The organism is Roseovarius litoreus, from assembly GCF_900142765.1.
Classification (GTDB): Bacteria; Pseudomonadota; Alphaproteobacteria; order Rhodobacterales; family Rhodobacteraceae; genus Roseovarius; species Roseovarius litoreus.
The window spans coordinates 604,694-627,541 of the sequence record NZ_FRCB01000001.1 but is presented as its reverse complement, the minus strand read 5'-3'; the positions used below and the strand labels follow the sequence as shown (position 1 = coordinate 627,541).

The following is a 22,848-nucleotide window of genomic DNA, read 5'->3' as shown; positions in this document are numbered from 1 at the left end:
CGTATCGCGGGCAATCTGAGGGCCGCTCGTCAGCATTCCTTCTGCACCGCGGCCACCACATCATTCAGAACCTTGTCCAGCATGGCGGGGTCCACCGCCTCGGCCATGACCCGGATCAAGGGCTCCGTCCCCGATTTGCGGATCAGCAGTCGCCCGTCGCGGCCAAGCGCCTTCTCGCCCTTGGCGATGGCCTCTTTCACGGCCTCGGCCTCCAGGGGCGCCTTGCCGGATTCATAGCGCAGATTGATAAGCTTTTGCGGCACCGGATCGAAGACATGCGCCAGCGTGCTGGCCTTCTGGCCGGTCTCGACCATGCAGGCCAGAAATTGCAGCGCCCCGATCAGCCCGTCTCCGGTGGTGGCGTAATCCGTCATCACGATATGGCCCGACTGCTCGCCGCCAAGCGAATGCCCGCCCGCGCGCATCGCCTCCACGACATAGCGATCGCCGACCGCCGTCCGCTTCATGTCGATGCCCCGGTCGTTCAGATACCGCTCCAGCCCGAGGTTCGACATCACCGTGGCCACCAGCGCATCGCCCGCCAACCGGCCTTCCTGATGCCACCGCCCCGCGATCAGACCCATGATCTGATCCCCATCGGCGATCTGGCCCTTTTCGTCGATCAGCACCACGCGATCCGCGTCGCCATCAAGGCAGATGCCGATATCGGCGCGGGTCTCGATCACCTTCTTGGCGGCGGCCTCGGGATGGGTCGAGCCGCAGTTGCGGTTGATATTGGACCCGTCCGGCTCCACGCCGATCGAGATCACCTCGGCGCCAAGCTCCCACAGAACGGCGGGTGCGGTCTTGTAGGCGGCGCCATTGGCGCAATCCACCACGATCCGCAGCCCGTCCAGACGGCGCCGGGATGGAAAGGTGGTCTTGGCATATTCCACATACCGGCCCATGGCATCGTCAAAGCGCTTGGCCCGCCCGATATTCTCCGGGGCGGCGGCCTGTACGCCTTCATTCATCAGCGCCTCGATCCCGGCCTCTGCCTCGTCGCTCAGCTTGAAGCCATCCGGTCCGAAGAACTTGATCCCGTTATCCGATGCCGGGTTGTGACTGGCCGAGATCATCACCCCCACATCGGCGCGCAAACCGTGCGTTAGGTATCCGATCGCCGGTGTCGGCATCGGCCCCAGCAGGAACACGTTCATCCCCGTCGAGGTAAAGCCCGCCGTCAGCGCGTTCTCGATCATGTAGCCCGACAGCCGTGTGTCCTTGCCGATGACCACCCGGTGCTCCTGCGTGTCGCGCCGGAAATAACGCCCTGCCGCAGCCCCCAGCTTCAGCGCGATTTCTGCCGTCATCGGCCAGCTGTTGGCCCGTCCGCGCACACCGTCGGTGCCGAATAGTTTCTGGGACATGCTTTGCGTCCTTCGTGTCTGTCCTGCCATTGGCATCTTCGGGTTTCTCCATAGCTGTGCCATGCGTCCCTGTCCAATGGCCAAGGTGTCGGTCGGCCATCCGCTGCCGTGCTCTGGTTTTCTCGCCACGGTTGCCGATCCACCCCGTGATCTGTGATTGACGCGTCCGCCGCCGGGCGGCATTAAGAACCTGTGTGCAGGGGTCTGGAAGGTAATCAACCATGAAAATCGCGATGATCGGAACCGGCTATGTGGGCCTTGTCTCCGGTGTGTGCTTCTCGGATTTCGGGCATGATGTCGTCTGTGTCGACAAGGACCCCCGCAAGATCGAAATGCTCGAACGCGGCGAGGTGCCGATCTTCGAGCCGGGTCTCGATGCGCTCCTGGAAAAGAACGTCGAGGCGGGCCGCCTGTCCTTCACTGGCGATCTGGCGCAGGCCATCGAAGGGGCCGAAGCCGTGTTCATCGCCGTCGGCACGCCCACCCGGCGCGGCGACGGTCACGCCGATCTCACCTATGTCATGGCCGCAGCCGAGGAAATCGCCCGCGCCGCCAGCCAATATGTCGTCGTCGTCACCAAGTCGACCGTTCCTGTCGGCACCAACCGGCAGGTCAAGCAGGTGATGAAAAAGGCCAATCCCGATCTCGATTTCGACGTGGCCTCCAACCCCGAATTCCTGCGCGAAGGTGCGGCGATCGAGGATTTCATGAAGCCCGACCGCGTCGTCGTCGGTGTGCAGTCCGAGCGCGCCGCCGATGTCATGGCCGAGATCTACCGCCCGCTTTACCTGCGCGAATTCCCGATCCTGACCACCGATCTGGAATCCGCCGAGATGATCAAATACGCCGCCAACGCCTTTCTCGCGACCAAGATCACCTTCATCAACGAAATCGCGGCACTCTGCGAACGCACCGGCGCCGATGTGAAACAGGTCGCTCAGGGCATGGGCCTTGACGGTCGGATCGGCAACAAGTTCCTCCATGCCGGTCCCGGCTATGGCGGAAGCTGTTTTCCCAAGGACACCCGCGCATTGGCCCGCACCGGTCAGGAACATGGCGTGCCGCTGCACATCACCGAGGCGGTGATCGCCGTGAACGAGGATGTAAAGCGCCGCATGATCGACAAGCTGCTGGACATGTGCGACGGCACGTTCAACGGCAAGACAATCGGCATCCTCGGCGTCACCTTCAAGCCCAACACCGACGACATGCGCGAGGCGCCGGCCCTGACCATCGTGCCCTCCCTTGTCGGCAGCGGTGCCAAGGTCCGTGTCTGCGATCCGCAAGGCCGGCGCGAGGGCGAGCATCTTCTACCCGGCGTGCAATGGCATGACGACGCCTATAAATGCGCCAACAATGCCGATCTTCTGGTGATCCTGACCGAATGGAACGAGTTCCGCGCCCTCGATCTCAAGCGCATCGCCCGCAAGATGGCGACGCCGCGCCTTGCCGATCTGCGCAACATCTATTCGGTCAAGGACGCCAAGCGCGCCGGCTTCGAAGCGTATGAAAGCATCGGTCGCTTGGGCTTCATCGCTGCCGCGGGCGAAGATCGCAAAACCGCCTGATCACCGGCTGTCTCGGGCCAGGCGCCGCTCCACAAGCCTTGCCCAGAAGACCGCTCCCGGCGCCAATGCGGCATCGTTGAACTCGTAATCGCTGGAATGCAGCGGGCGTGCATGCCTGCCGTCGGTGCCATTGCCCATCAGCACGAAACAGCCCGGCACGCGCGCCGCCATATGGGCGAAATCCTCGGAAAACAGCTTGGGTGCGCAGGCCCCGTCGATTGAAATCCCCAGATCATCCGCTGTCGCCACCGCCTCGGCCACCGGGCCGGGCGCATTGATCGTTGGCGGAAAGATCGTCTCGTAGCTGACCGTCGCACTGACCCCATGCGCGGTGCAAATGCCCTCCACCAGCTGTCGCATGGCGGCCTCGATCCCGGCGTTGGTCTCGGGCGTCAGGGCGCGCGCGTCACCCCTCAGCGTGGCGTGCCCCGGCAGCACGTTGCGCCGCCCGTCTGTGCTGAATTCCGTGACCGACACGACACCGTTCTGCGCAGGGTCCAGCTTGCGCGACACGATCGTTTGCAGCGCGCCGACGATCTGCGCCCCGACGGTGATCGCATCGACGCCCATATGCGGAAGCGCCGCGTGACCACCGCGCGCCGAAACCTCGATCTCGAACAGAGCTTCGCTGGCGGTGATCGGCCCGGCGCGGGTGGCGAACTGACCGACCGGCAGGCCGGGGATGTTGTGCGCGCCATAAATCTCGTCGATGCCGAACCGCTCGAACAGCCCATCCGCGATCATCGCCGCGGCCCCTTCGCCATGCTCTTCATTGGGCTGAGAGACGAACACCGCGCGCCCGCTGAAAGCGCCCTCTTCGGCCAGTAGCATGGCCGCACCAAGCGCCATGGTCATATGCCCGTCATGTCCACAGGCATGCATCTGCCCCGTGATTTCGGATGCATGGTCCAGCCCGGTGTCTTCGGTGATCGGCAGCGCATCCATATCGGCCCGGATGCCGATGCTGCGCGTGCCATTGCCCCTCTGCAAGACACCGACAACACCGCATCCCCCGATACCGCGATGCACCTCAAGCCCGAAGCTCTCCAGCAAACCGGCCACGCGCTCACTGGTCCATGGCAGATCGAAGCCCAGTTCCGGATGCCGGTGAAACCCGTGACGCCATGCGCGCATCTGTGGGTCAAGGCGGGCGATCCGCTCCATGCGACTACCCCTTCGGCGCGATCCTGATCGCGCGGAAATCGTTGACATTGGTCAGCGTCGGCCCGGTCACCACCTGATCGCCGATCGCTGCGAAAAAGGAATGCGCATCGTTGCGGGCCAGCGCCTCGGCGGCGTCCACCCCTGCCGCGCGCGCCTTGGTCAACGTGTCCGGCCCAAGGGCGGCACCCGCCACCTCGGCGGCGCCGTCCACCCCGTCGGTATCGCAGGCCATCGCATGAATGCCCTCTGCCCCGTCCAGTGCAATCGCCATGGCCAGCGCATATTCCGCATTCGGCCCGCCCACGCCATCGCCCTTGCGCGTGACCGTCAACTCTCCCCCCGACAACAGCAGCACCGGCGCATCCCCCGGCCCAAGGGCGCCCTGAATTTCCAGGGCCAGCGCCGCGTGATCGCGCGCCAACTCGCGCGCCTCCCCCTCCAGCGCATCGCCCAGAACCCGCACAGTCAGCCCCTCGGCCCGTCCGATTTCGGCTGCGGCCTCCAAGGATTGCGACGGGGCGGCATAGATCACGTTTTCCACCCCGGACAGTCTCGGGTCGCCGGGCGGCACGACGCCGCTCGGCCCCTCCAGCACATCGCGCACCGATTGCGGCACCTCGATCCCGTGCCGCTCCAGAATGGCGCGCGCATCGGCGGGGGTGCTGGCATCCCCCACCGTCGGGCCCGAGCCGATCATCGCCGGATCATCGCCCGGCACGTCCGAAATCAACAGCGCCAGCATTCGCGCGGGATGCGCGGCGGCGGCCAGTTGCCCGCCTTTCACCCGGCTCAGATGCTTGCGCAAAATGTTCATCTGGCCGATCGGCGCCCCCGAGGACAAAAGCGCCGAGTTCACCGCCTGTTTTTCCTCCAGCGTGATCGCCCCCGCAGGCTGCACCAAAAGCGCCGATGCCCCGCCCGAGATCAGCGCCAGCACCATGTCGCCCTCGCCAAGCCCCCGCATCAGCTCCAGCATGCGCGCGGTGGCCTGCAGCCCGGCGGTATCCGGCACCGGATGCGCCGCTTCCACGATCTCGATCCCCTCGCAGCGCCGGGCATAGCCATAGCGCGTGATGACCAGCCCCTCACAGGGGCCGTAAGCCGCCTCGACGGCCTCGGCCATCCGCGCGCTCGCCTTGCCCGCGCCGATCACCACCAGCCGCCCCTCGGGGCGCTCGGGCAGGGCCTGTGCCAGGCTTTGCATGGGGTCGGCCACTTCGACCGCCCGGTCGAACAGGCGGCGCAGGAAGGGGATCGGATCGGACATCGGGAAACGGGCCTTTCGCATGTGACACCTTGCACCCTAAAGCGTTTCGCGAAGAACCTGAATCACAGATTTCGCAACATGCGGAACGCGTCAGCGGGCGCAGCCGCGCCGCAAAAATCCAGTCGCGCTTTGCCGCGCGCGTGCCTTCAAACATCAGCGCAGCTTGACAATCCACGGGTGGCGCGCGACAGACGCGGCCATGTTCATGACCTTTCTTCACGTGGCCCTTGGTGGTGCGATCGGTGCGATGCTGCGCTTCGGCACCGGGCTTGCCTTGCTGCGGCTCAGCGGTCCCGGCTTTCCCGTCGGTGTGCTCAGCGTCAATGTGCTGGGCAGCTTCCTGATCGGGGTCTTTGCCGTGTTCTCGACCCAGAAGGGTCTGACGCATCTCAATCCGCTGGTCATGGCCGGGCTTCTGGGCGGGTTCACCACATTCTCGGCTTTCTCGCTCGAGGCATTCACCCTTTATGAGCGCGGTCAGCTCGGCTCGGCGGGGCTTTACGTGGTGTTGTCGATCATCGGCTCTCTGGGCGCATTGGCGCTTGGCGTCTGGATTGCACGGGGGATATGGGCATGAGCGGCGTTCAGACATTGACGGTTACCGAAGGCGATGCCGACCAGCGGCTTGACCGCTGGCTGCGCCGGCACTTCCCGCATGTCTCTCAGGGGCGCATCGAGAAACTGTGCCGCAAGGGCGAGCTTCGGGTCGATGGCGGCCGCGTCAAGGCCAGCACCCGGCTCGAGGTGGGCCAGCAGGTCCGCATCCCCCCTCTGCCCGATCCCGGTCAGATCGACAGCGCGTCGCCGCACAGCCGCATCAGCGATGCCGACGCGCGCATGATCCAGTCCGCCGTGATCTACCGTGACGACCACATCATCGCGCTGAACAAGCCCCCGGGCCTGCCGGTGCAGGGCGGCAGCAAGCAGACCCGCCATGTCGACGGGCTCGCCGACGCGCTGCGCTTCGGCGCCGAGGAAAAGCCCCGGCTCGTGCACCGGCTCGACAAGGACACCTCGGGCGTTCTGATCCTCGCCCGCAGCCGCGCCGTGGCCAAGACCCTGACCGCCGGGTTCCGCCACCGCGACACCCGCAAGATCTATTGGGCCGCCGTCGCCGGTGTGCCAAGCCCGCGCATGGGCACGATCCGCTTCGGACTGGTCAAGGCTCCCGGGCATGGCGCGCAGGGCGAAGGCGAAAAGATGCTCTGCCTGCATCCCGAGGCCGTCGAGAGCACCCCCGGCGCCAAACGCGCCACCACGGATTTCGCCGTGATCGAATCCGCCGGTGCGCGCTGCGCTTGGGTAGCCCTTGTGCCGGTGACGGGCCGCACCCATCAGCTGCGCGCCCATATGGCCGAGATCGGTCATCCCATCGTGGGCGACGGCAAATATGGCGGCTCCGGTCAGGAAAACATGGGCGACGGCTGGGGCGCCCAACTGGGCGGCGAAATCAGCCGCAAACTGCATCTCCATGCCCGGTCCCTGACGCTCGAGCACCCCGTTTCGCGCGCCCGCCTGCACCTGACCGCACCCTTGCCCGATCACATGAAACGCACCTGGGACATGTTCCAGTGGCAGACCTCCGAGGCGCCGGATGATCCGTTCGAGGATCTGCAATGACCAGCCGTCCCTTGCGTCTTGTCATCTTCGACGTGGACGGCACGCTGGTCGACAGTCAGGCCGATATTCTCGCCGCGATGGCCCATGCCTTCGATCGGGCCGGTCATCCCGTACCGCCGCGCGAAACGGTGCTTGGCATCGTCGGCCTGTCGTTGGATGTCGCCGTGGCGCGGCTTGCGCCCGCGCTTGATCCGGGCCGCCACGGGCAGATGGTCGATTGGTACAAAGAGGCCTATATGGAGCTGCGCGCGCAATCCGGCGCCGCGCAATCCTCGCCGCTCTATCCCGGCGCGCTCGAGGCGATCGAGACATTGCATGCGATCCCCGACGTGCTTCTGGGCGTGGCCACCGGGAAGTCCCGTCGCGGGCTGGACAAGCTGCTCGATGCCCATGATCTGCGCCGCTATTTCGTGACCCAGCAAGTCAGCGATCATCACCCCTCCAAACCGCATCCCTCGATGCTGCAGGCGGCGCTGTCCGAAACCGGCGTGGCGCCGGATTGCACGGTGATGATCGGCGACACAAGTTTCGACATGGAGATGGCCCACGCCGCCGGCATCACGGGAATCGGCGTCAGCTGGGGCTATCATCCGCGCGAGCATCTGCATCACGCGGCCCGCGTGATCGACGATTTCAGCCAGTTGCCCGCCTGTCTCGATCTTCTGTGGGAGAAAGCGTCATGAGCGAATGGAAGGCAAAACGCTTCTGGAAAACAGCCGAGGTTGACGCGCGGGACGACGGTTTCGCCGTGCGCCTCGATGGCCGCCCGGTCAAGACCCCCGCCAAGGCACCGCTCGTTGTCCCGACCGAGGACATGGCCCGCGCCATCGCCGCCGAATGGGACGCGCAGGAGGATGTGATCAACCCGCACAGCATGCCGGTCACCCGCGCCGCCAATGCCGCCATCGACAAGGTCCGCCACCAGCATTCCGAAGTGGCGCAGATGCTGGCCGATTACGGTGACGCGGATCTGCTGTGCTATCGCGCCGCAAGCCCCGTTGAGCTGATCCGCCGTCAGTCCGAGGCCTGGGATCCCTTGCTTGACTGGGCCGAAGCGACATTCGGTGTGCGTCTTCGCACCGTGACCGGGGTCATGCATGCGCCGCAGGACGAGGCCGCACTTGCCGCTTTGACAGGCCCTGTGCACAAAATGGATGCATTCACGCTGACCGCCTTTCACGATCTCGTCAGCCTGTCCGGCTCTCTGGTCATAGGATTCGCCGCCCTGACCGGCCACCGCCCCCCCGACGCTCTCTGGCAGCTCTCCCGCGTGGACGAGCAATGGCAGGCAGAACTGTGGGGCGTTGACGAAGAAGCCGCTGAACAGGCTGCACTAAAAGAATCTGACTTTCTGGCCGCCAAGAGGTTTCATGATCTTTCGGGCGCGCCGCGCGCCTGGCTTCAGGACTGATTTACGTTACGATACCCTATGCCAAGGATCATTGTTTTTGGTGATCCGGGTCTTGACCTTTTGTGATGAATCCAACCAAACTTGCGACCACTGATCGGGCTGTGGCCCGGTTCACAGTAAGCTCGGGTCTTCCGGGCCGCACAAACCGTTCGTGTAAGAGCGGACAATCAGGAAGAGGTAAACATGAAAAAAACCGTGATTCTGGGCGCGTTGACCATCGCCGGGCTTTCCGCTGGCGCCGCTGCAGCAGCCACGCTTGACGACGTCAAAGCCCGTGGCAAGCTGAACTGTGGCGTGACGACGGGCCTTGTCGGCTTCGCCGCGCCTGACGCGAACGGCGAATGGCAGGGGTTCGATGTTGGCGTGTGCCGTGCTGTTGCCGCTGCTGTTCTCGGCGATCCGACCGCAGTCGAATTCGTTCCCACGACCGGCAAGACGCGCTTCACCGCTCTGGCGTCGGGCGAAATCGACCTTCTGGCACGTAACACCACATGGACCTTCTCGCGCGATGTCGACCTGAAGTTCGAATTCGTCGGCGTGAACTACTACGATGGTCAGGGCTTCATGGTCCCGAAATCTCTGGGCGTGACTTCGGCCAAGGAACTCGATGGCGCGACCGTCTGCATCCAGACCGGCACCACCACCGAGTTGAACCTCGCGGATTTCTTCCGTGTGAACAACATCAGCTACGAGCCGGTTCCGATCGAAACCAACGCCGAAGCGCAGCCGCTCTATCTGGAAGGTGCCTGTGACGTCTACACCACCGACGCTTCCGGTCTGGCCGCAACCCGCGCCGCGTTCGAAAACCCCTCCGAGCACGTGATTCTGCCCGAGATCATCTCGAAAGAGCCGCTTGGCCCGCTGGTGCGCCACGGTGACAGCGAATGGGGCGATATCGCACGCTGGACGCTGAACGCGCTGATCGCTGCCGAAGAATACGGCGTGACCTCGGCCAATATCGCCGAGCTGGCCAACGGCACCGACAACCCGGAAATCAACCGTCTGCTCGGCACCGAAGGCACTCTGGGCGAAATGCTGGGTCTGGACGCCGAATGGGCCAAGCGCGCCATCATGGCGGGCGGCAACTATGGCGAGCTGTTCGAGAAGAACATCGGTGAGAACACGCCGATCGGCCTCAGCCGTGGTCTGAATGCCCAGTGGACCGAAGGCGGCCTGCTCTACTCACCGCCCTTCCGCTAAACAAACCTGTCGAAGGGCGCGGAACTTCCGCGCCCTTCCCCTGTGTCCAAGGCATTTCGCGAAACGCCAAGGCACCAAGACAACAAAGCCGGACCTTCGGGACAGCCTGCGCTGTGATCGATCCATAAAAATACGCCGGCAGCCAGGGAAGAATTCATGACCAGCATCTCTCCTCCGCGGGGGGAATCGTTCACGCTGTCCAAGCTCATCAACGATACCCGTTACCGCTCTTATACCTTTCAATTCATTGCATTGGTTCTGCTGATCGCCTTGTTCGCCTATCTCGGCAGCAACCTGGCCCAGAACCTCCGTGATGCGGGCCTCAATATTTCCTACGGCTTCCTGTCAGAGCCTGCGGGCTACGACATCAACCAGCGCCTCATCGAATACGACAGCCAGTCCACCCATCTTCGGGCCTCGATCGTCGGGGTGCTCAATACGCTGCTGGTGGCCTTTCTGGGCTGTATCCTCGCCACCGTCATCGGTGTGGTCGTCGGCGTGCTGCGCCTCTCCCAGAACTGGCTGATCCGCAAGCTGATGTCGGTCTACGTTGAAATCTTCCGCAACGTGCCGGTGCTGATCTGGATCCTCATCATCATGGCGGTGTTCACCGCCGTCCTGCCCCAGCCGCGCGATTTCCGGGGCGATGATGCCGAAGCCTCGATGCTCTGGGATGCCTTCGCCTTTACCGGCCGCGGCTTCTATTTCCCCAAACCCGTGTTCGAGACCGGCTCCACCATCGTCGTCCTGACATTCCTCGCCTCGATCATCGGCATCTTCGTCTACCGCTCCTATGCGCGCAAACAACTGTTCCAGAAGGGTCGCCTGCTGCCGGTCTTCTGGCCGTCGGTGGGGCTGTTCTTCGTGCCCGCCGTGCTGATGTTCTTCATCGCGGGCCGCCCCATCTCGATGGAATACCCCTCGCTTCAGGGCTTCAACTTCCAGGGCGGCATCTACGCGCGCAACTCGTTCATCTCGCTGTGGTTCGCCCTGTCGATCTATACCGCCGCCTTCATCGCGGAAAACGTCCGCGCCGGCATCCTTGCCGTCAGCAAGGGCCAGACCGAAGCCGCCGCCAGCCTTGGCCTGCGCCCCAACCGGATCATGAACCTCGTGATCCTGCCTCAGGCGCTGCGGATCATCATTCCGCCGCTCATCTCGCAATACCTCAACCTGACCAAGAACAGCTCTCTGGCCATCGCCGTGGGCTACATGGACATCACCGGCACCCTCGGGGGCATCACCCTCAACCAGACGGGCCGCGCGATCGAGACAGTGCTTCTGCTGATGCTCTTCTACCTCGCCATCAGCCTTGCCATCTCGGCGGTGATGAACGTCTACAACAACGCCGTGAAACTGAAGGAGCGCTGAGATGTCCAAATCCGATATCGCCTTCGTCCGGCGCGAGATGCTGCCCGAAAAAGCCCCGCCCGCAACCGCGGCAGGCCCGATCAAATGGGTGCGTGACAACCTTTTTCCGGGTCCGATCAACACGGTCATGACCCTTCTGGCGATCTATTTCATCTATCAGATCGTCTCGGGCGCGATGCCCTGGTTCCTGAACGGTGTCTGGACCACCTCCAGCCTCGCGGAGTGCCGCGAGGTGCTTCAGGGCGCGACCGGGGGCTGTTTCTCGGTGCTGACGGAACGTTGGAACCAACTGCTCTTCGGTTTCCAATACCCGTCCGAACAATACTGGCGGCCCACTCTGGCCTTTGTTCTGCTTTTCGTGGCCGTGGCGCCGGTGCTCTTCGTGGCCTTGCCGCGCAAATTGCTGATCTTCACCGGCCTTTACCCGTTCATCGCCTTCTGGCTGATCTGGGGCGGAACCCTGCTTGTGCCGCTGGTCGCCCTGATTGGCCTTATCGTGGGCTATGTCGTGTTCCTTCGGTTCGAAACCAAGGGGTTCGCCACAGCCGCGCTGACAGGTGTGGTCGCGGTCGTTCTGGTCTGGTGGCTGGGTGGCTTTGTCTCCGCCGCCGCCTCCGAGACCCTTGCGCTGACTCCGGTGCCCTCGCGCGACATGGGCGGCTTCATGCTGAACATGATCCTCGGCACCGTCTGCGTCTCGCTCAGCCTGCCGTTCGGCATCCTTCTGGCGCTTGGCCGGCAATCCGACATGCCGATCATAAAATGGATCTGCGTGATCTTCATCGAATTCATTCGCGGCGTGCCACTGATCACGCTCTTGTTCGTTGCCAATGTGGTGCTGGCCTATTTCCTGCCGCCGGGCAGCAATTTCGACCTGATCCTGCGCGTCATCATCATGATCACCATGTTCGCCTCGGCCTATATTGCCGAGGTGATCCGGGGCGGTCTCGCCGCCCTGCCGCGTGGTCAGTATGAAGCCGCCGACAGCCTCGGTCTGGATTACGCGCAGTCCATGCGCCTCATCATCCTGCCGCAGGCTCTCAAGATCTCGATCCCCGGTATCGTCAACGTCTCGGTGGGGCTGTTCAAGGACACCACACTGGTGTCGGTGATCTCGATGTTCGATCTCGTCGGCATGATCCGGGGTCCGATCCTGGCCGCGACCGAATGGAACGGCGTCTACTGGGAACTGTGGGGCTTCGCCGTCGTGCTGTTCTTCGTCGTCTGCTACGGCATCTCGCAATATTCGCAATGGCTGGAGCGTCAGCTGCAGCGCGACCATCGTTAAGGAAAGGTCAGTGTCATGACGGAACAACCGGCAGCTTTGCAAATCTCCGACGAGATCGCCATCTCGATCGAGAACATGAACAAGTGGTATGGCGCCTTCCATGTGCTGCGCGACATCGACCTGACCGTGTATCGCGGCGAACGTATCGTGATCGCCGGTCCCTCGGGGTCGGGCAAGTCCACGCTGATCCGCTGCATCAACGCTCTGGAAGAACACCAGCAAGGCAAGATCATCGTGGATGGCACCCTGCTGTCCAGCGATCTCAAGAACATCGACCGGATCCGCTCCGAAGTCGGTATGGTGTTTCAGCACTTCAACCTCTTCCCGCATCTCACCATCCTCGAGAATTGTACGCTGGCCCCGATCTGGGTGCGCAAGATCCCCAAGCGCGAAGCCGAAGACATCGCGATGCATTTCCTCGAAAAGGTGAAGATCCCCGAACAGGCCGACAAATACCCCGGTCAGCTTTCGGGAGGTCAGCAGCAGCGTGTCGCCATCGCCCGCTCGCTCTGCATGCGTCCTCGGATCATGCTGTTCGATGAACCGACATCGGCGCTCGACCCCGAGATGATCAAAGAAGTGCTCGACACGATGGTTGCCCTTGCCGAAGAAGGCATGACCATGCTCTGCGTCACCCACGAGATGGGCTTTGCCCGTCAGGTCGCCAACCGGGTGATCTTCATGGATCAGGGGCAGATCGTCGAACAGAACGAACCCGAAGAGTTTTTCAACAACCCGCAATCGGACCGGACCAAGCTGTTCCTCAGCCAGATCCTCGGTCACTGAAAGGCGGCGTTTCGCGACATGGCGCGGTCCCTTTGGGGGCCGCGTTTTTCGTCGCGGATGGTGATTTGTGTACAGGATGGACACAAATTTCCCGGTTCATCCCGAGTTTCGTCCTGAACGCGTGTAGGTTTCGTACGAATTGTACGCTAAAGCGTTCCGCCTTTGACCTGAGGCATCAGCGACAGGCGGAACGCGCGCAACGATTGAACGGAGCACTGCATTTCGCGAAAATCTGCGGGTCAGGTTTTTCGCGAAACGCTTTATTCAGTCCCCGGTGAGCTCGCGCGGAACGACAAACGCAAGGGTCCGGCCCGTGCCCATTTCCAGAAGGCTCCAATCGTCGATATCGAACTCCGCCACAAGCGTGGCGCCGGTTGGATAATCGTCAAATCTTGGGTGATCTGGCGCTATTTCCACTACATCTTGTGCGAATTCCGCAATTCCGGGATTGTGCCCCAGCATCAGAACGGTGTGCTCCGTGGCCTGCATCAAGGCGCGCAGCATATCCTCGGGAGCGGCATGATAAAGCCGGTCCAACCACTGCACATCTCCCCTCGACCCCAAGTTCGCAAACGTCTCGCGCGTCCGGGTGGAGCTTGAGCTAAGTATCTCATCTGGAGTGAAATTGCGCTCTTTCAGCCACTCCCCAAGCGCCTTTGCAGAGCGTATTCCCCGCGCGTTCAAGGGCCTCTCATGGTCGCTCATGCCCGGGTGATCCCAGCTCGATTTCGCATGCCGCATCAGGATCAACCGTTTCATTTGAAAGCCCTCATGTGGAATGCCGATTGTTCTTCCAGCCGACCATATCCAACGCTGATCGGACAGACCCGGCGCACCGCGCAACCCTTTGACATACAATCATTTTCCTTGCGATCCAGATCGGTTTTGCAGGCTGCCACATCATATCCGTCAGGGCGCAGGGCATCCACCGGGCAGGCCGTCAGGCAGGGCCGTTTTTCGCAGCTATCACATGGGTTTAGCGGTATCTCGGGAAGGTCCATCCGGGTCGCAAAGCCCAAGGCCCCGCGAAACGACACCATCAACCCCGCCGTGTCATGCACCAGCAATCCCACAGGCGACACATGCGCCCGGCCGCTGTCAAGCGCCCATTGCAGAAACGGCTCCCAGGGCGGGCCGCCAAATGGGAAAAAAGGCTTTGCATTCAGGGTATTGCCCAGATCACCAATCACTCGTGATGACCACCTGTCCAATGGGTCTGCCTGCCCGTCGCGATATTCCTCCGACGCCGTGAACACCTCCCAGAACCCCGGCTCCCTCGGTCCCAGCAACAGCAACGTCCCGATCCCTTCCGGAACCGCTTCCGTCACGCCTCCAAGGATGCTCAGATGCTGCTTTTCGACTTCGTTTTCAATGTCTTGCAGCATCACGGCTTACCCCTAGCGCGCTCGGATCAGCGACCCGGCGCCATGTTCTGTGTAAAGCTCCAGCAACACCGCATTCGGCGCCCGCCCGTCCAGAATGACCACCGCGCGCACCCCACCGTCGATCGCCGCCAGCGCCGTCTCGGTCTTGGGAATCATCCCGCCCGCAATCACGCCCTCCCGGGTCATCTCGCGGATCTGATCTGCGGTGAGTTCGGTCACCACCTCGCCCGTCGCATCACGCACACCGTCAATATCGGTCAATAAAAGAAGGCGATCGGCCTTTAATGCCGCCGCAATCGCACCGGCCGCGGTATCGCCATTGATGTTGTAGGTCTCACCATTCCTGCCCGCCCCAAGCGGTGCGATCACCGGGATCGCGTCGTCCCGGAACAGCGTGTGAAGGATCGACGGATTGATCTCCGTCGGGTTACCGACCAGCCCCAAAGCCGGATCGGCGGGATCGCATGTGATCAGCCCGGCATCCTTGCCCGACAGGCCAACGGCCTTGCCACCCTGACCGTTGATCGCCTGAACGATCCGCTTGTTCACACGGCCCGACAGCACCATTTCAACGACTTCCATCGTCGTCTCATCGGTCACGCGCTTGCCGTTCACGAACTCGGATTTTATATCAAGCTTTTCAAGCATTTGGTTGATCATCGGCCCGCCGCCATGGACGATCACGGGGTTGACGCCCACCTGCTGCATGAGCACCACATCGCGGGCGAAAGTCTCCATCGCCTCATCGCTGCCCATGGCGTGGCCACCCAGCTTGATCACAACGATCGAGCCATCATAGCGCTGCAGATAAGGCAGTGCTTCGGACAAGGTGCGGGCAGTGGCGATCCAGTCGCGGTTCATTTCACGTTGCTTCATCATCTGTGATCCTTAGGTCCTGCGGGTTATCCCCGGAGGTGGGCGGCCATTCAAGGTATTTTGCGCGCACGCCTATTCGAGCGTGGCAATCACTGCGCGCAATGTGGCGATGCCGTCGCCCTTTTCGGACGATGTCATGATGATCTCGGGATAGGCCGCCGGATGCTTGGCGAGCTTGGCGCGCACCTGCTCAAGAACAGCCTCGCGATCCTTGTCCTTGACCTTGTCTGCCTTGGTCAGCACGCATTGAAAGGTCACGGCGGAACTGTCCAGAAGGCTCATGATCTCTTCGTCCACGGACTTGATCCCGTGGCGCGTGTCGATCAGCACAAAGGCCCGCCTGAGGCTTTGTCGGCCGGAGAGGTATTTTTTCAAGAGCGCCTGCCAGGCCGCCACCTTGTCGAGCGGCGCATTGGCATAGCCATAGCCCGGAAGATCGACCAGATAGTGCGACTCGCCAAGAGCAAAGAAATTGATTTCCTGTGTGCGTCCCGGTGTGTTGGACGCCCGTGCTATCGCCTTGCGACCGGTCAGGGCATTGATAAGGCTGGATTTCCCCACGTTCGAACGGCCGGCAAAGCACACCTCGATCCGGTCGGCGGGGGGCAGGCCTGACATTGCCACGACACCCTTGAGGAAGTCGACAGGCCCGGCAAAGAGCAACCGTCCGCGTTCGGCAGCAAACGGATCCGGATCATCCATCAGGGGAAAGGGCAGTTTCATTATAGCACGTCCACTTGGTCACCAATCGCGATCCCGCCGCTTTTGGTCACTTCGGCATAGATCCCGAAATCCTGATGTCCGAAGCGGGAATTCAAGGTGCCCAACGTGTCGGCATCGCGGACTCCCGTGCCGGGATTTGCGGTGGTCGCAAGACAGCGCACAATGCGTTCGCGCACCAGGAGTTCCGCATCACCCACGCGCAGGGTATGGCCAATCCAGTCAAATTCAGCCCATGCCGGGACACCCGAGAAATGGATGTTGCACCGCCAGCGCAGCGCCGAGATATCCTGATCCATCGCGTCGCTCATGGCGGCGTTGGAAGCAAGGTTCAAAAGGCTGACCGAGGGGTAATCGGTGTCGGTCATGCCGCGGCCTTCGACCCTGACGAGGCAAGTGGATTGCGCGCGATTATCAGGCATCAAGGGGCGCACCCAGTCCAGAAACCTTTGCTCATCCTTGTCAGGATCGAAGGTCAGCTCCGGCCTCTCCGGATGGCTGAGCGTCACGGTTCCTGCGGCCTCGTCGCATCTCGCGTTGATGCCCATCAGGGCCGCGACCTTGGAGCCGCGCGAGAAGTTGGTGCAGGGCGCCCACGCGGTATCATCCGCCTCGGCCAGTTCATGCGCTACGGCCCACCGTCTGTCCCACGGAATGGTCTGACCGACGGTCAGCGCGACGCGGTCAATCGCTTCGCGCCCATGCCCCTTTATCGGGTGACGCCAGAGGGCCGTCACATGCCCTGTCATTTCTTCTCTGTCTTGGGCTTGCGTTTCACACTGGACAGGATGTTCCCCAAGACGTCGGGTTTATAGCCCTGAGAGCGCATGATCAGGTATTGCTGAGCAAAGGTGATCATGTTGTTCGCGATCCAGTAGACCACAAGACCGCTGGCAAAGCTGCCAAGCATGAACATGAAGACCCAAGGCATCCAGGCAAAGATCATCTGCTGTGTCGGATCGGTGGGCGCCGGATTCAGCTTTTGCTGAAGCCACATCGAAATGCCCAGAAGCAGCGGCAGAATACCGATGAAGATCAGCGCCATGATCGAGCCGGGCTCGGGCGCGGCCCATGGCAGGATGCCCCAGAGGTTATAGAGCGACGAGGGGTCGGGCGCCGACAGATCGTCGATCCAGCCGATCCACGGGGCATGCCGCAGTTCCAGCGTGACGAAGATCACCTTGTAGAGCGAGAAGAAGATCGGGATCTGCAAGAGGATCGGCAAACAGCCCGAAGCCGGGTTCACCTTTTCCTTCTTGTAAAGCTCCATCATTTCCTTCTGAAGCTTCTGACGGTCGTTGCCGGCGGATTCCTTGATCTTCTCCATCTGCGGCTGAAGTTCCTTCATCTTCGCCATCGAGACGTAGGACTTGTAGGCCAGGGGCAGAAGAAGTGCCTTGATAAGCAGGGTCAGACCGATGATCGCCCACCCCATGGAACCGGCGATTCCCATGCCCGCCAGCGTCACGTTCAGCCAGTGCAGGACAGCGAAAATCGGTTTAGTCAGGAAGAAGAACCAGCCCCAGTCAATCGAATCCAGAAAGCGATCGATGCCATCCTCGTTCTGGTAGTTACGGATGGTTTCCCATTCCTTGGCCCCGGCAAAGAGCCGCGTCGTCACAGCTGCGCTCTGGCCCGGTGCCACCGTTTCGGTGTTCTTGCGAACCGTGGTCTGATAGATGTTGCGGCGCGTGTCCTGAAAGGTTGTGACCTGCGCGCCAGCCGAACTCGGGATCAGCGTGGTCATCCAGTAATGGTCGGTGAACCCGGTCCAGCCGCTTTCGTTCACGGTGAGCGTTTCGTGGTTCGAGGCCGGTTCGAAATCGTCGTAGTCGATCTCGGACAACTGGCCATCGACCATGCGGATGCCGCCTTCGTGGAGAATGAAGAAGTTCTTGAGGCCTTCCGGTTCACCATGCCGCGCCAGAATGCCGTAAGGCGCCAGCGACGGGGTGTCGGCGCCGGTATTCTCGACGCTTTGGGTGACGGTGAACATGAACTTGTCATCAACGCTGATCTCGCGGCGGAATGTCAGGCCCTGCTGGTTGTCCCAGATTAGGGTGACAGGCGTTTCCGGCGACAGCTGATCGCCGGATTCGACTTGCCAGACGGTGTTGGCGCCCGGCACCGTCTCGGCTGTCAGGCCCTGACCCGGGGCCCAGCCGAACAAGGCGTAGTATGCGCTATCGGTGCCGACCGGCGACAAGAGCGTGACGGTGTCCGATCCCGGCTCGAGCGTCTCGCGGTAGTTTTTCAACGACAGCTGATCGATGCGACCGCCTTTGAGCGAGATCGACCCGTCAAGGCTGGGCGTGGAGATCGCCACGCGGGGCGCCTCGGGTTCTTCGGCCTCGGGTGCGGGCGTGCCTGCGGTGGCGCCCGTCGCGGGTGCTGTGGCGGTCAGGGGCGCGGTGGCGCTGCCATCGACCTGCGAGACCGCTTCAGGCGTCGTGGCATCCTGCTGGGGCGGTTCGGGCGGTGGGAAAAGCACGAACCACACCAGAATGACGACAAAGCTCAGTGCGGTCGCAAGAATGAGGTTCTTGTTCTGATCGTCCATCGCAGGGGGCCACCCATCCTGTTTTCAGTCAAGGCGGTTCAACAGAGTGCGGGGCCAAACGTCAAGGGGATTCACCGAAAACCGGCTGCGTTGTCTGGGCGCAGAGCGGGTCTGGCGCTTAACGGAGGCGCGGAAGGGCGTCGGGATTGCCGTCTACGGGAGGGGTGCCACGGGTCAGCCCGGCGAAGTCGAACAGGCCGGGGTCCAGAAGATGCGAGGGCCGTGCGTTCATCAGCGCGCGGAACATCACCTGTCTGCGACCGGGTGAATTGGCCTCCCAACCGTCCAGAATCCGCTTGACCTGCTGGCGTTGAAGCCCGTCCTGAGAGCCGCAGAGATCACAGGGAATTATGGGGTAACCCATTGAATTCGCGAACTTCTCGCAATCCACCTCGGCTACGAAAGACAGCGGGCGGTAGACGAAAACATCGCCTTCCTCGTTCAAGAGCTTGGGGGGCATGGTGGCGAGGCGGCCGCCGTGGAAGAGGTTCATGAAAAAGGTTTCGAGGATATCGTCGCGGTGGTGGCCCAGAACGACCGCCGAGCAGCCTTCTTCGCGGGCGATGCGATAGAGGTGGCCACGCCGGAGGCGGGAGCACAGGGCGCAATAAGTCCGGCCCTGCGGCACCTTGTCGACCACGACGGAATAGGTGTCCTGATACTCGATCCGGTGGGGCACGCCCATCTTTTCGAGGAACTCGGGCAGCACCGTGGCGGGGAAGCCCGGTTGGCCCTGATCGAGGTTGCAGGCCAATAAATCAACGGGCAAAAGGCCGCGCCACTTCAATTCGTGCAGCACCGCAAGGAGCGTGTAGCTGTCCTTGCCGCCGGAAAGACAGACCAGCCAGCGGGCGCCTTTTTCGATCATGCCGAACTGCTCGATCGCTTCGCGGGTCTGGCGGACGATGCGTTTGCGCAGCTTTTTGAACTCGGTGCCCGAGGGGGCACCGGCAAAGAGTGGGTGGATGTCTTTTGCGTCGTCCAACATGCTGCCGCTTTAGGCAATTCAGGGCCATCCGGCAAGGCCCGCGTTGTGTACGAATTGTACGAAACCTACACGCGTTCAGGACGAAACGCGGCCTGCTGCCCGCGATTTGTGTCCCTTCCGTACACAAATGACCCCGGACAGGCCGTGCCCGGGGCTGGATCAGTCGTAGCTGAGCTGCGTCGCCTTGCCCCGGAAGATCACATAGGCCAGCACCGTGTAGGCGAGGATCACCGGGATCACGACCAGCGCGCCGTAGAAGATGATGCGCAGGCTTTCGGGTGCGGCGGCGGCGTCATAGAGGACCATCTGTTCGGGCACGATGTAGGGATAGAAGCTGTAGGCCATCCCGGCAAAGCCAAGCGCCATCAGCCCGATCGCGCCCACGAAGGGCAGCCATGCGAACCGGTCATTGGCCGAGGGCAGGTTGCGCAGCGATACCCAGAGCATCACGATCAGTGCCAGAGAACAGAGCGGCAGGGGGGCCAGCAGCACGATTTCGGGGAAGCCGAACCATTTGTCCATGATCCGGTCCGAGGTGAGCGGCGTGGCCAGCGAGACCGACCCCATGCCAAGCACCACGCCCCAAATGCCGCCGCGCGCCCAACGGACCGCCTTGGTCTGGAGCGCGCCGTCGGTCTTGAGGATGGTCCAGGCCGCCCCGATGAAGCTGTAGGCGACGGTCAGGGCGCCTGCGGTCAGCAGGGCGAAGGTCACGCTGGCCCATGTCCAACGCAGACCGAGGATGTAGATGCCAAGCATGAAGCCTTGCGAGAGCGCGGTCATCAAGCTTCCGGCGAAAAAGGCCCGATCCCACCATGGTTTCTGGGTGCGGGGCGCCTTGGCACGGAACTCGAACGCGACGCCACGCAGGATCAGGCCGATCAGCATGACGGTCACGGGCAGGTAGAGCGCCGTGAGGATCGTGCCATGGGCGGCGGGAAAGGCCACCAGCAAAAGCCCGATCGCCAGCACGAGCCATGTTTCGTTCGCGTCCCAGAACGGACCGATCGAGGCGATCATGCGGTCGCGTTCGTCGGGGGTGGCGAAGGGCATCAACAGCCCCACGCCCAGATCGAACCCGTCGAGAATGACGTAAAGCAGGATCGACAGGCCCATCAGGGTCACGAAGATCAGCGGCAGGGTGGTTGCGTCGAGGATCATATCTCTACTCCGCAGGCATCGCGGCCTGAGCTTCGGACGGGCGGCGGGGTTCTTCGCGCACCGGCGTATCCCCACGCGCTGCCCGGCGGGCGAGGTGCAACAGAACCCCGATATAGGCCAGCAGCAGGACGGCGTAGACGACCAGATAGGTGATCAGCGATCCAAGAACCATCGGTGCCGCGACATCACCCACGGCGGCTTCGGTGCTGAGCACGCCCTGAACCAGCCACGGCTGACGGCCGATTTCGGTGGTATACCAGCCCGCAAGGGTGGCGACCCAGCCCGAGAAGGTCATCGCGACGCCGGCGTAGAGGAAGGGTTTGGGCAGGTTATGCGCGCCACGGCGGCGCAGCAGCACCAGACCCGCCCAGCTGAGTGCCAGCATGGCCATGCCGGTGGCGACCATCACCCGGAAGGACCAGAATACAGGCGCCACGGGCGGGTGCAGAACGGTGCCATCCTCGGCCACGAAATCGTTCAGTCCGGGCACGACCCCATCGGCGGAATGCTTGAGAATCAGGCTGGCGCCGTTGGGAATGGCGATCTCGAACCGGTTTTCGCGGGCGACCTCGTCGGGCAGCGCAAAGAGGACGAGCGGCACGTTCGGCCCGGTTTCCCAGTTGCCTTCCATCGCGGCGACCTTTTGCGGCTGGTGTTCCAGCGTGTTCAGGCCATGCAGGTCACCCATGAGGATCTGCAGCGGGATCAGCACGGCGCCAAGCACCAGACCGAAGCGAAGCTGTGTTGCCGATGTTTCGCTCCGGTCGCCGAGAAGGCGGCGGAAGGCCACGATCCCGACGATGAGGAACGCCACGGTCAGGCCCGAGGCCAGCAGCATATGGGCGAGGCGATAGGGCATCGACGGGTTGAAGATGATCGCCATCCAGTCGGTCGCATGCACGATCCCATCACGCAGTTCGAACCCTGCGGGCGTGTGCATCCAGCTGTTGAGCACGAGAATCCAGAACGCGCTCATGGTGGTGCCGAAGGCGACGAGGAAGGTGGCGGTGATATGCAGCCAGCCCGGAACACGGGAGGCGCCAAAAAGCATGATGCCGAGGAACACCGCTTCGAGGAAGAAGGCGGTCAGCACCTCGTAGGCGAGTAGCGGCCCGGCGACATTGCCCACGGTTTCCATGAAGCCCGGCCAGTTCGTGCCGAACTGGAACGACATTGTAATGCCCGACACCACGCCAAGCGCGAAGGACAGGGCAAAGACCTTGACCCAAAACATATAGGCGTCCCACCATTTGCGTTCGCCCGTGCGGGCGAAGCGATAGCGGAAGAACAAGAGCACCCAGCCGAGCGCGATCGTGATCGTCGGAAACAGGATGTGAAACGAGATATTGGCCGCAAATTGAACGCGCGACAGAAGCAGGGCTTCCATGGGGCTCTCCGGGTAAAGGTTACTCTTGAACCTTCATTTAGCGGGTGAGCCATCCGCGGTAAGGGGGTGCGCGCAGCCGCCGCACTGAGGCCATGGCGGCGGAAGCGGCGTCAGGTGCGGGCCCGGCGTCAGCCGCCAGCCGCGCCGTCGATGAGCGCCCGAAGGATCGCCTTGGCGCTGTCGGAGTTCCAGTGGGCATCGCCCTGCAGGCGGGCGATTTCCTGACCTTCGGGGGTCAGGATCACGGTGATCGGCAGGCCGAACACGCCCATTTCACGGGCGATGGCGCTTTGCGGGTCGCGGTGCAGCGGCAGGTTGTCGACGCCGATCTCGTCAAAGAATTTCTTCATGGCGGGAGGCGCGTTGCGGCCCGTGGCCAGCGTGACCACCTCGAACGCGTCGCCGCCAAGCTCGGTCTGCAGCTCGGAGAGCATGGGCATTTCCTTGCGGCAGGGCGCGCACCATGTGGCCCAGAAGTTCAGCACGATATGCTTGCCCTGGTAGTCGGCGAGCGTACCCGTGGTGCCGTCCTGCCGGGTGAAGGGGATTTGCGAGACGGGCTGCGGTTCGGAATGGAAGTTGAGTTTCTTCATGTCGCCGTCGCGCAGGGCGGCGATCTCGGACAGATCGGCGGTCATATCGGCCATTGCGCCGTTTGCACCGAGTGCGAGCGCCATATAAAGGATGCAGCAACGAATTATCTTCATTTTCCCTCCGAAGGGCTGA

General features: G+C 62.6%; 22 protein-coding genes. 9 read left to right on the top strand and 13 right to left on the bottom strand.

Annotated elements, in window-relative coordinates:
- Positions 1-29 precede the first annotated feature (29 nt).
- The gene (gene glmM, locus F3H35_RS03070; RefSeq protein ID WP_149778162.1) at positions 30-1,370 is read right to left on the bottom strand and encodes a phosphoglucosamine mutase; all 1,341 of its coding nucleotides are present in this window, start codon (positions 1,368-1,370) and stop codon (positions 30-32) included.
- 221 nt (positions 1,371-1,591) lie between these two features.
- On the opposite strand from glmM, the gene F3H35_RS03065 reads away from it, so the two are divergent.
- Complete coding sequence (locus F3H35_RS03065; protein ID WP_149778161.1) at positions 1,592-2,938, top strand: UDP-glucose dehydrogenase family protein; 1,347 nt, start codon at positions 1,592-1,594, stop codon at positions 2,936-2,938.
- On the opposite strand, the gene F3H35_RS03060 is transcribed toward F3H35_RS03065, so the two are convergent.
- Both F3H35_RS03060 and F3H35_RS03055 read right to left on the bottom strand, forming a co-directional pair.
- Entirely contained in the window at positions 2,939-4,102 is a 1,164-nt protein-coding gene (locus F3H35_RS03060) for an amidohydrolase (RefSeq protein ID WP_149778160.1), read from the bottom strand.
- A 4-nt stretch (positions 4,103-4,106) separates the two neighbouring features.
- A complete protein-coding gene (locus tag F3H35_RS03055) occupies positions 4,107-5,369 on the bottom strand; it encodes a glycerate kinase type-2 family protein (RefSeq protein WP_149778159.1) in 1,263 nt (420 codons plus the stop codon).
- A 199-nt stretch (positions 5,370-5,568) separates the two neighbouring features.
- Here F3H35_RS03055 and crcB point away from each other — a divergent pair, with 199 nt between their 5' ends.
- From crcB to F3H35_RS03015, 8 genes are all read left to right on the top strand, one after another.
- Positions 5,569-5,946 (top strand): fluoride efflux transporter CrcB, encoded by a 378-nt coding sequence (gene crcB / locus F3H35_RS03050; protein ID WP_149778158.1) that lies wholly within the window; start codon positions 5,569-5,571, stop codon positions 5,944-5,946.
- Positions 5,943-6,989: an RluA family pseudouridine synthase gene (locus tag F3H35_RS03045; protein WP_149778157.1), complete on the top strand. Its 1,047-nt coding sequence runs from the start codon at positions 5,943-5,945 to the stop codon at positions 6,987-6,989. Before crcB ends, F3H35_RS03045 begins: the two co-directional genes overlap by 4 nt.
- Positions 6,986-7,672, top strand: coding sequence for an HAD-IA family hydrolase (locus F3H35_RS03040; protein ID WP_149778156.1), 687 nt, complete (start codon positions 6,986-6,988; stop codon positions 7,670-7,672). Before F3H35_RS03045 ends, F3H35_RS03040 begins: the two co-directional genes overlap by 4 nt.
- A complete protein-coding gene (locus tag F3H35_RS03035; protein WP_149778155.1) occupies positions 7,669-8,400 on the top strand; it encodes an ATP12 family chaperone protein in 732 nt (243 codons plus the stop codon). The genes F3H35_RS03040 and F3H35_RS03035 overlap by 4 nt, the downstream gene beginning before the upstream one ends.
- A gap of 183 nt (positions 8,401-8,583) precedes the next feature.
- A complete protein-coding gene (locus F3H35_RS03030) occupies positions 8,584-9,600 on the top strand; it encodes an amino acid ABC transporter substrate-binding protein (protein WP_149778154.1) in 1,017 nt (338 codons plus the stop codon).
- A 156-nt stretch (positions 9,601-9,756) separates the two neighbouring features.
- Positions 9,757-10,971 carry an amino acid ABC transporter permease gene (locus F3H35_RS03025; RefSeq protein WP_149778153.1) on the top strand — a complete coding sequence of 405 codons (1,215 nt, stop codon included), beginning with the start codon at positions 9,757-9,759 and terminating at the stop codon, positions 10,969-10,971.
- Between the two features lies 1 nt (position 10,972).
- On the top strand, positions 10,973-12,259 hold the full coding sequence (locus F3H35_RS03020) for an amino acid ABC transporter permease (RefSeq protein ID WP_149778152.1): 1,287 nt from the start codon (positions 10,973-10,975) through the stop codon (positions 12,257-12,259).
- 15 nt (positions 12,260-12,274) lie between these two features.
- Positions 12,275-13,045 carry an amino acid ABC transporter ATP-binding protein gene (locus tag F3H35_RS03015; protein WP_149778151.1) on the top strand — a complete coding sequence of 257 codons (771 nt, stop codon included), beginning with the start codon at positions 12,275-12,277 and terminating at the stop codon, positions 13,043-13,045.
- 264 nt (positions 13,046-13,309) lie between these two features.
- Here the strand turns inward: F3H35_RS03015 and F3H35_RS03010 are convergent, their stop codons facing one another.
- From F3H35_RS03010 to F3H35_RS02965, 10 genes are all read right to left on the bottom strand, one after another.
- A complete protein-coding gene (locus F3H35_RS03010) occupies positions 13,310-13,804 on the bottom strand; it encodes a SixA phosphatase family protein (protein WP_149778150.1) in 495 nt (164 codons plus the stop codon).
- The gene (locus F3H35_RS03005; RefSeq protein WP_149778149.1) at positions 13,801-14,430 is read right to left on the bottom strand and encodes a ferredoxin; all 630 of its coding nucleotides are present in this window, start codon (positions 14,428-14,430) and stop codon (positions 13,801-13,803) included. The genes F3H35_RS03010 and F3H35_RS03005 overlap by 4 nt, the downstream gene beginning before the upstream one ends.
- 12 nt (positions 14,431-14,442) lie before the next feature.
- The gene (gene argB, locus F3H35_RS03000; protein ID WP_149778383.1) at positions 14,443-15,306 is read right to left on the bottom strand and encodes an acetylglutamate kinase; all 864 of its coding nucleotides are present in this window, start codon (positions 15,304-15,306) and stop codon (positions 14,443-14,445) included.
- A 72-nt stretch (positions 15,307-15,378) separates the two neighbouring features.
- A complete protein-coding gene (gene yihA / locus F3H35_RS02995) occupies positions 15,379-16,029 on the bottom strand; it encodes a ribosome biogenesis GTP-binding protein YihA/YsxC (RefSeq protein ID WP_149778148.1) in 651 nt (216 codons plus the stop codon).
- Positions 16,029-16,775, bottom strand: a complete 747-nt coding sequence (locus tag F3H35_RS02990) for an MOSC domain-containing protein (protein WP_149778147.1) — start codon at positions 16,773-16,775, stop codon at positions 16,029-16,031. Before F3H35_RS02990 ends, yihA begins: the two co-directional genes overlap by 1 nt.
- Complete coding sequence (yidC, locus tag F3H35_RS02985; RefSeq protein WP_149778146.1) at positions 16,772-18,586, bottom strand: membrane protein insertase YidC; 1,815 nt, start codon at positions 18,584-18,586, stop codon at positions 16,772-16,774. Before yidC ends, F3H35_RS02990 begins: the two co-directional genes overlap by 4 nt.
- Positions 18,587-18,704: 118 nt before the next feature.
- Positions 18,705-19,574, bottom strand: coding sequence for a tRNA 2-thiocytidine(32) synthetase TtcA (gene ttcA, locus F3H35_RS02980; RefSeq protein ID WP_149778145.1), 870 nt, complete (start codon positions 19,572-19,574; stop codon positions 18,705-18,707).
- A gap of 159 nt (positions 19,575-19,733) precedes the next feature.
- The gene (locus F3H35_RS02975; protein ID WP_149778144.1) at positions 19,734-20,735 is read right to left on the bottom strand and encodes a cytochrome d ubiquinol oxidase subunit II; all 1,002 of its coding nucleotides are present in this window, start codon (positions 20,733-20,735) and stop codon (positions 19,734-19,736) included.
- 4 nt (positions 20,736-20,739) lie between these two features.
- Entirely contained in the window at positions 20,740-22,122 is a 1,383-nt protein-coding gene (locus F3H35_RS02970; protein WP_149778143.1) for a cytochrome ubiquinol oxidase subunit I, read from the bottom strand.
- Between the two features lie 128 nt (positions 22,123-22,250).
- Positions 22,251-22,829, bottom strand: a complete 579-nt coding sequence (locus tag F3H35_RS02965; RefSeq protein WP_149778142.1) for a TlpA family protein disulfide reductase — start codon at positions 22,827-22,829, stop codon at positions 22,251-22,253.
- Between the last annotated feature and the right edge of the window lie 19 nt (positions 22,830-22,848).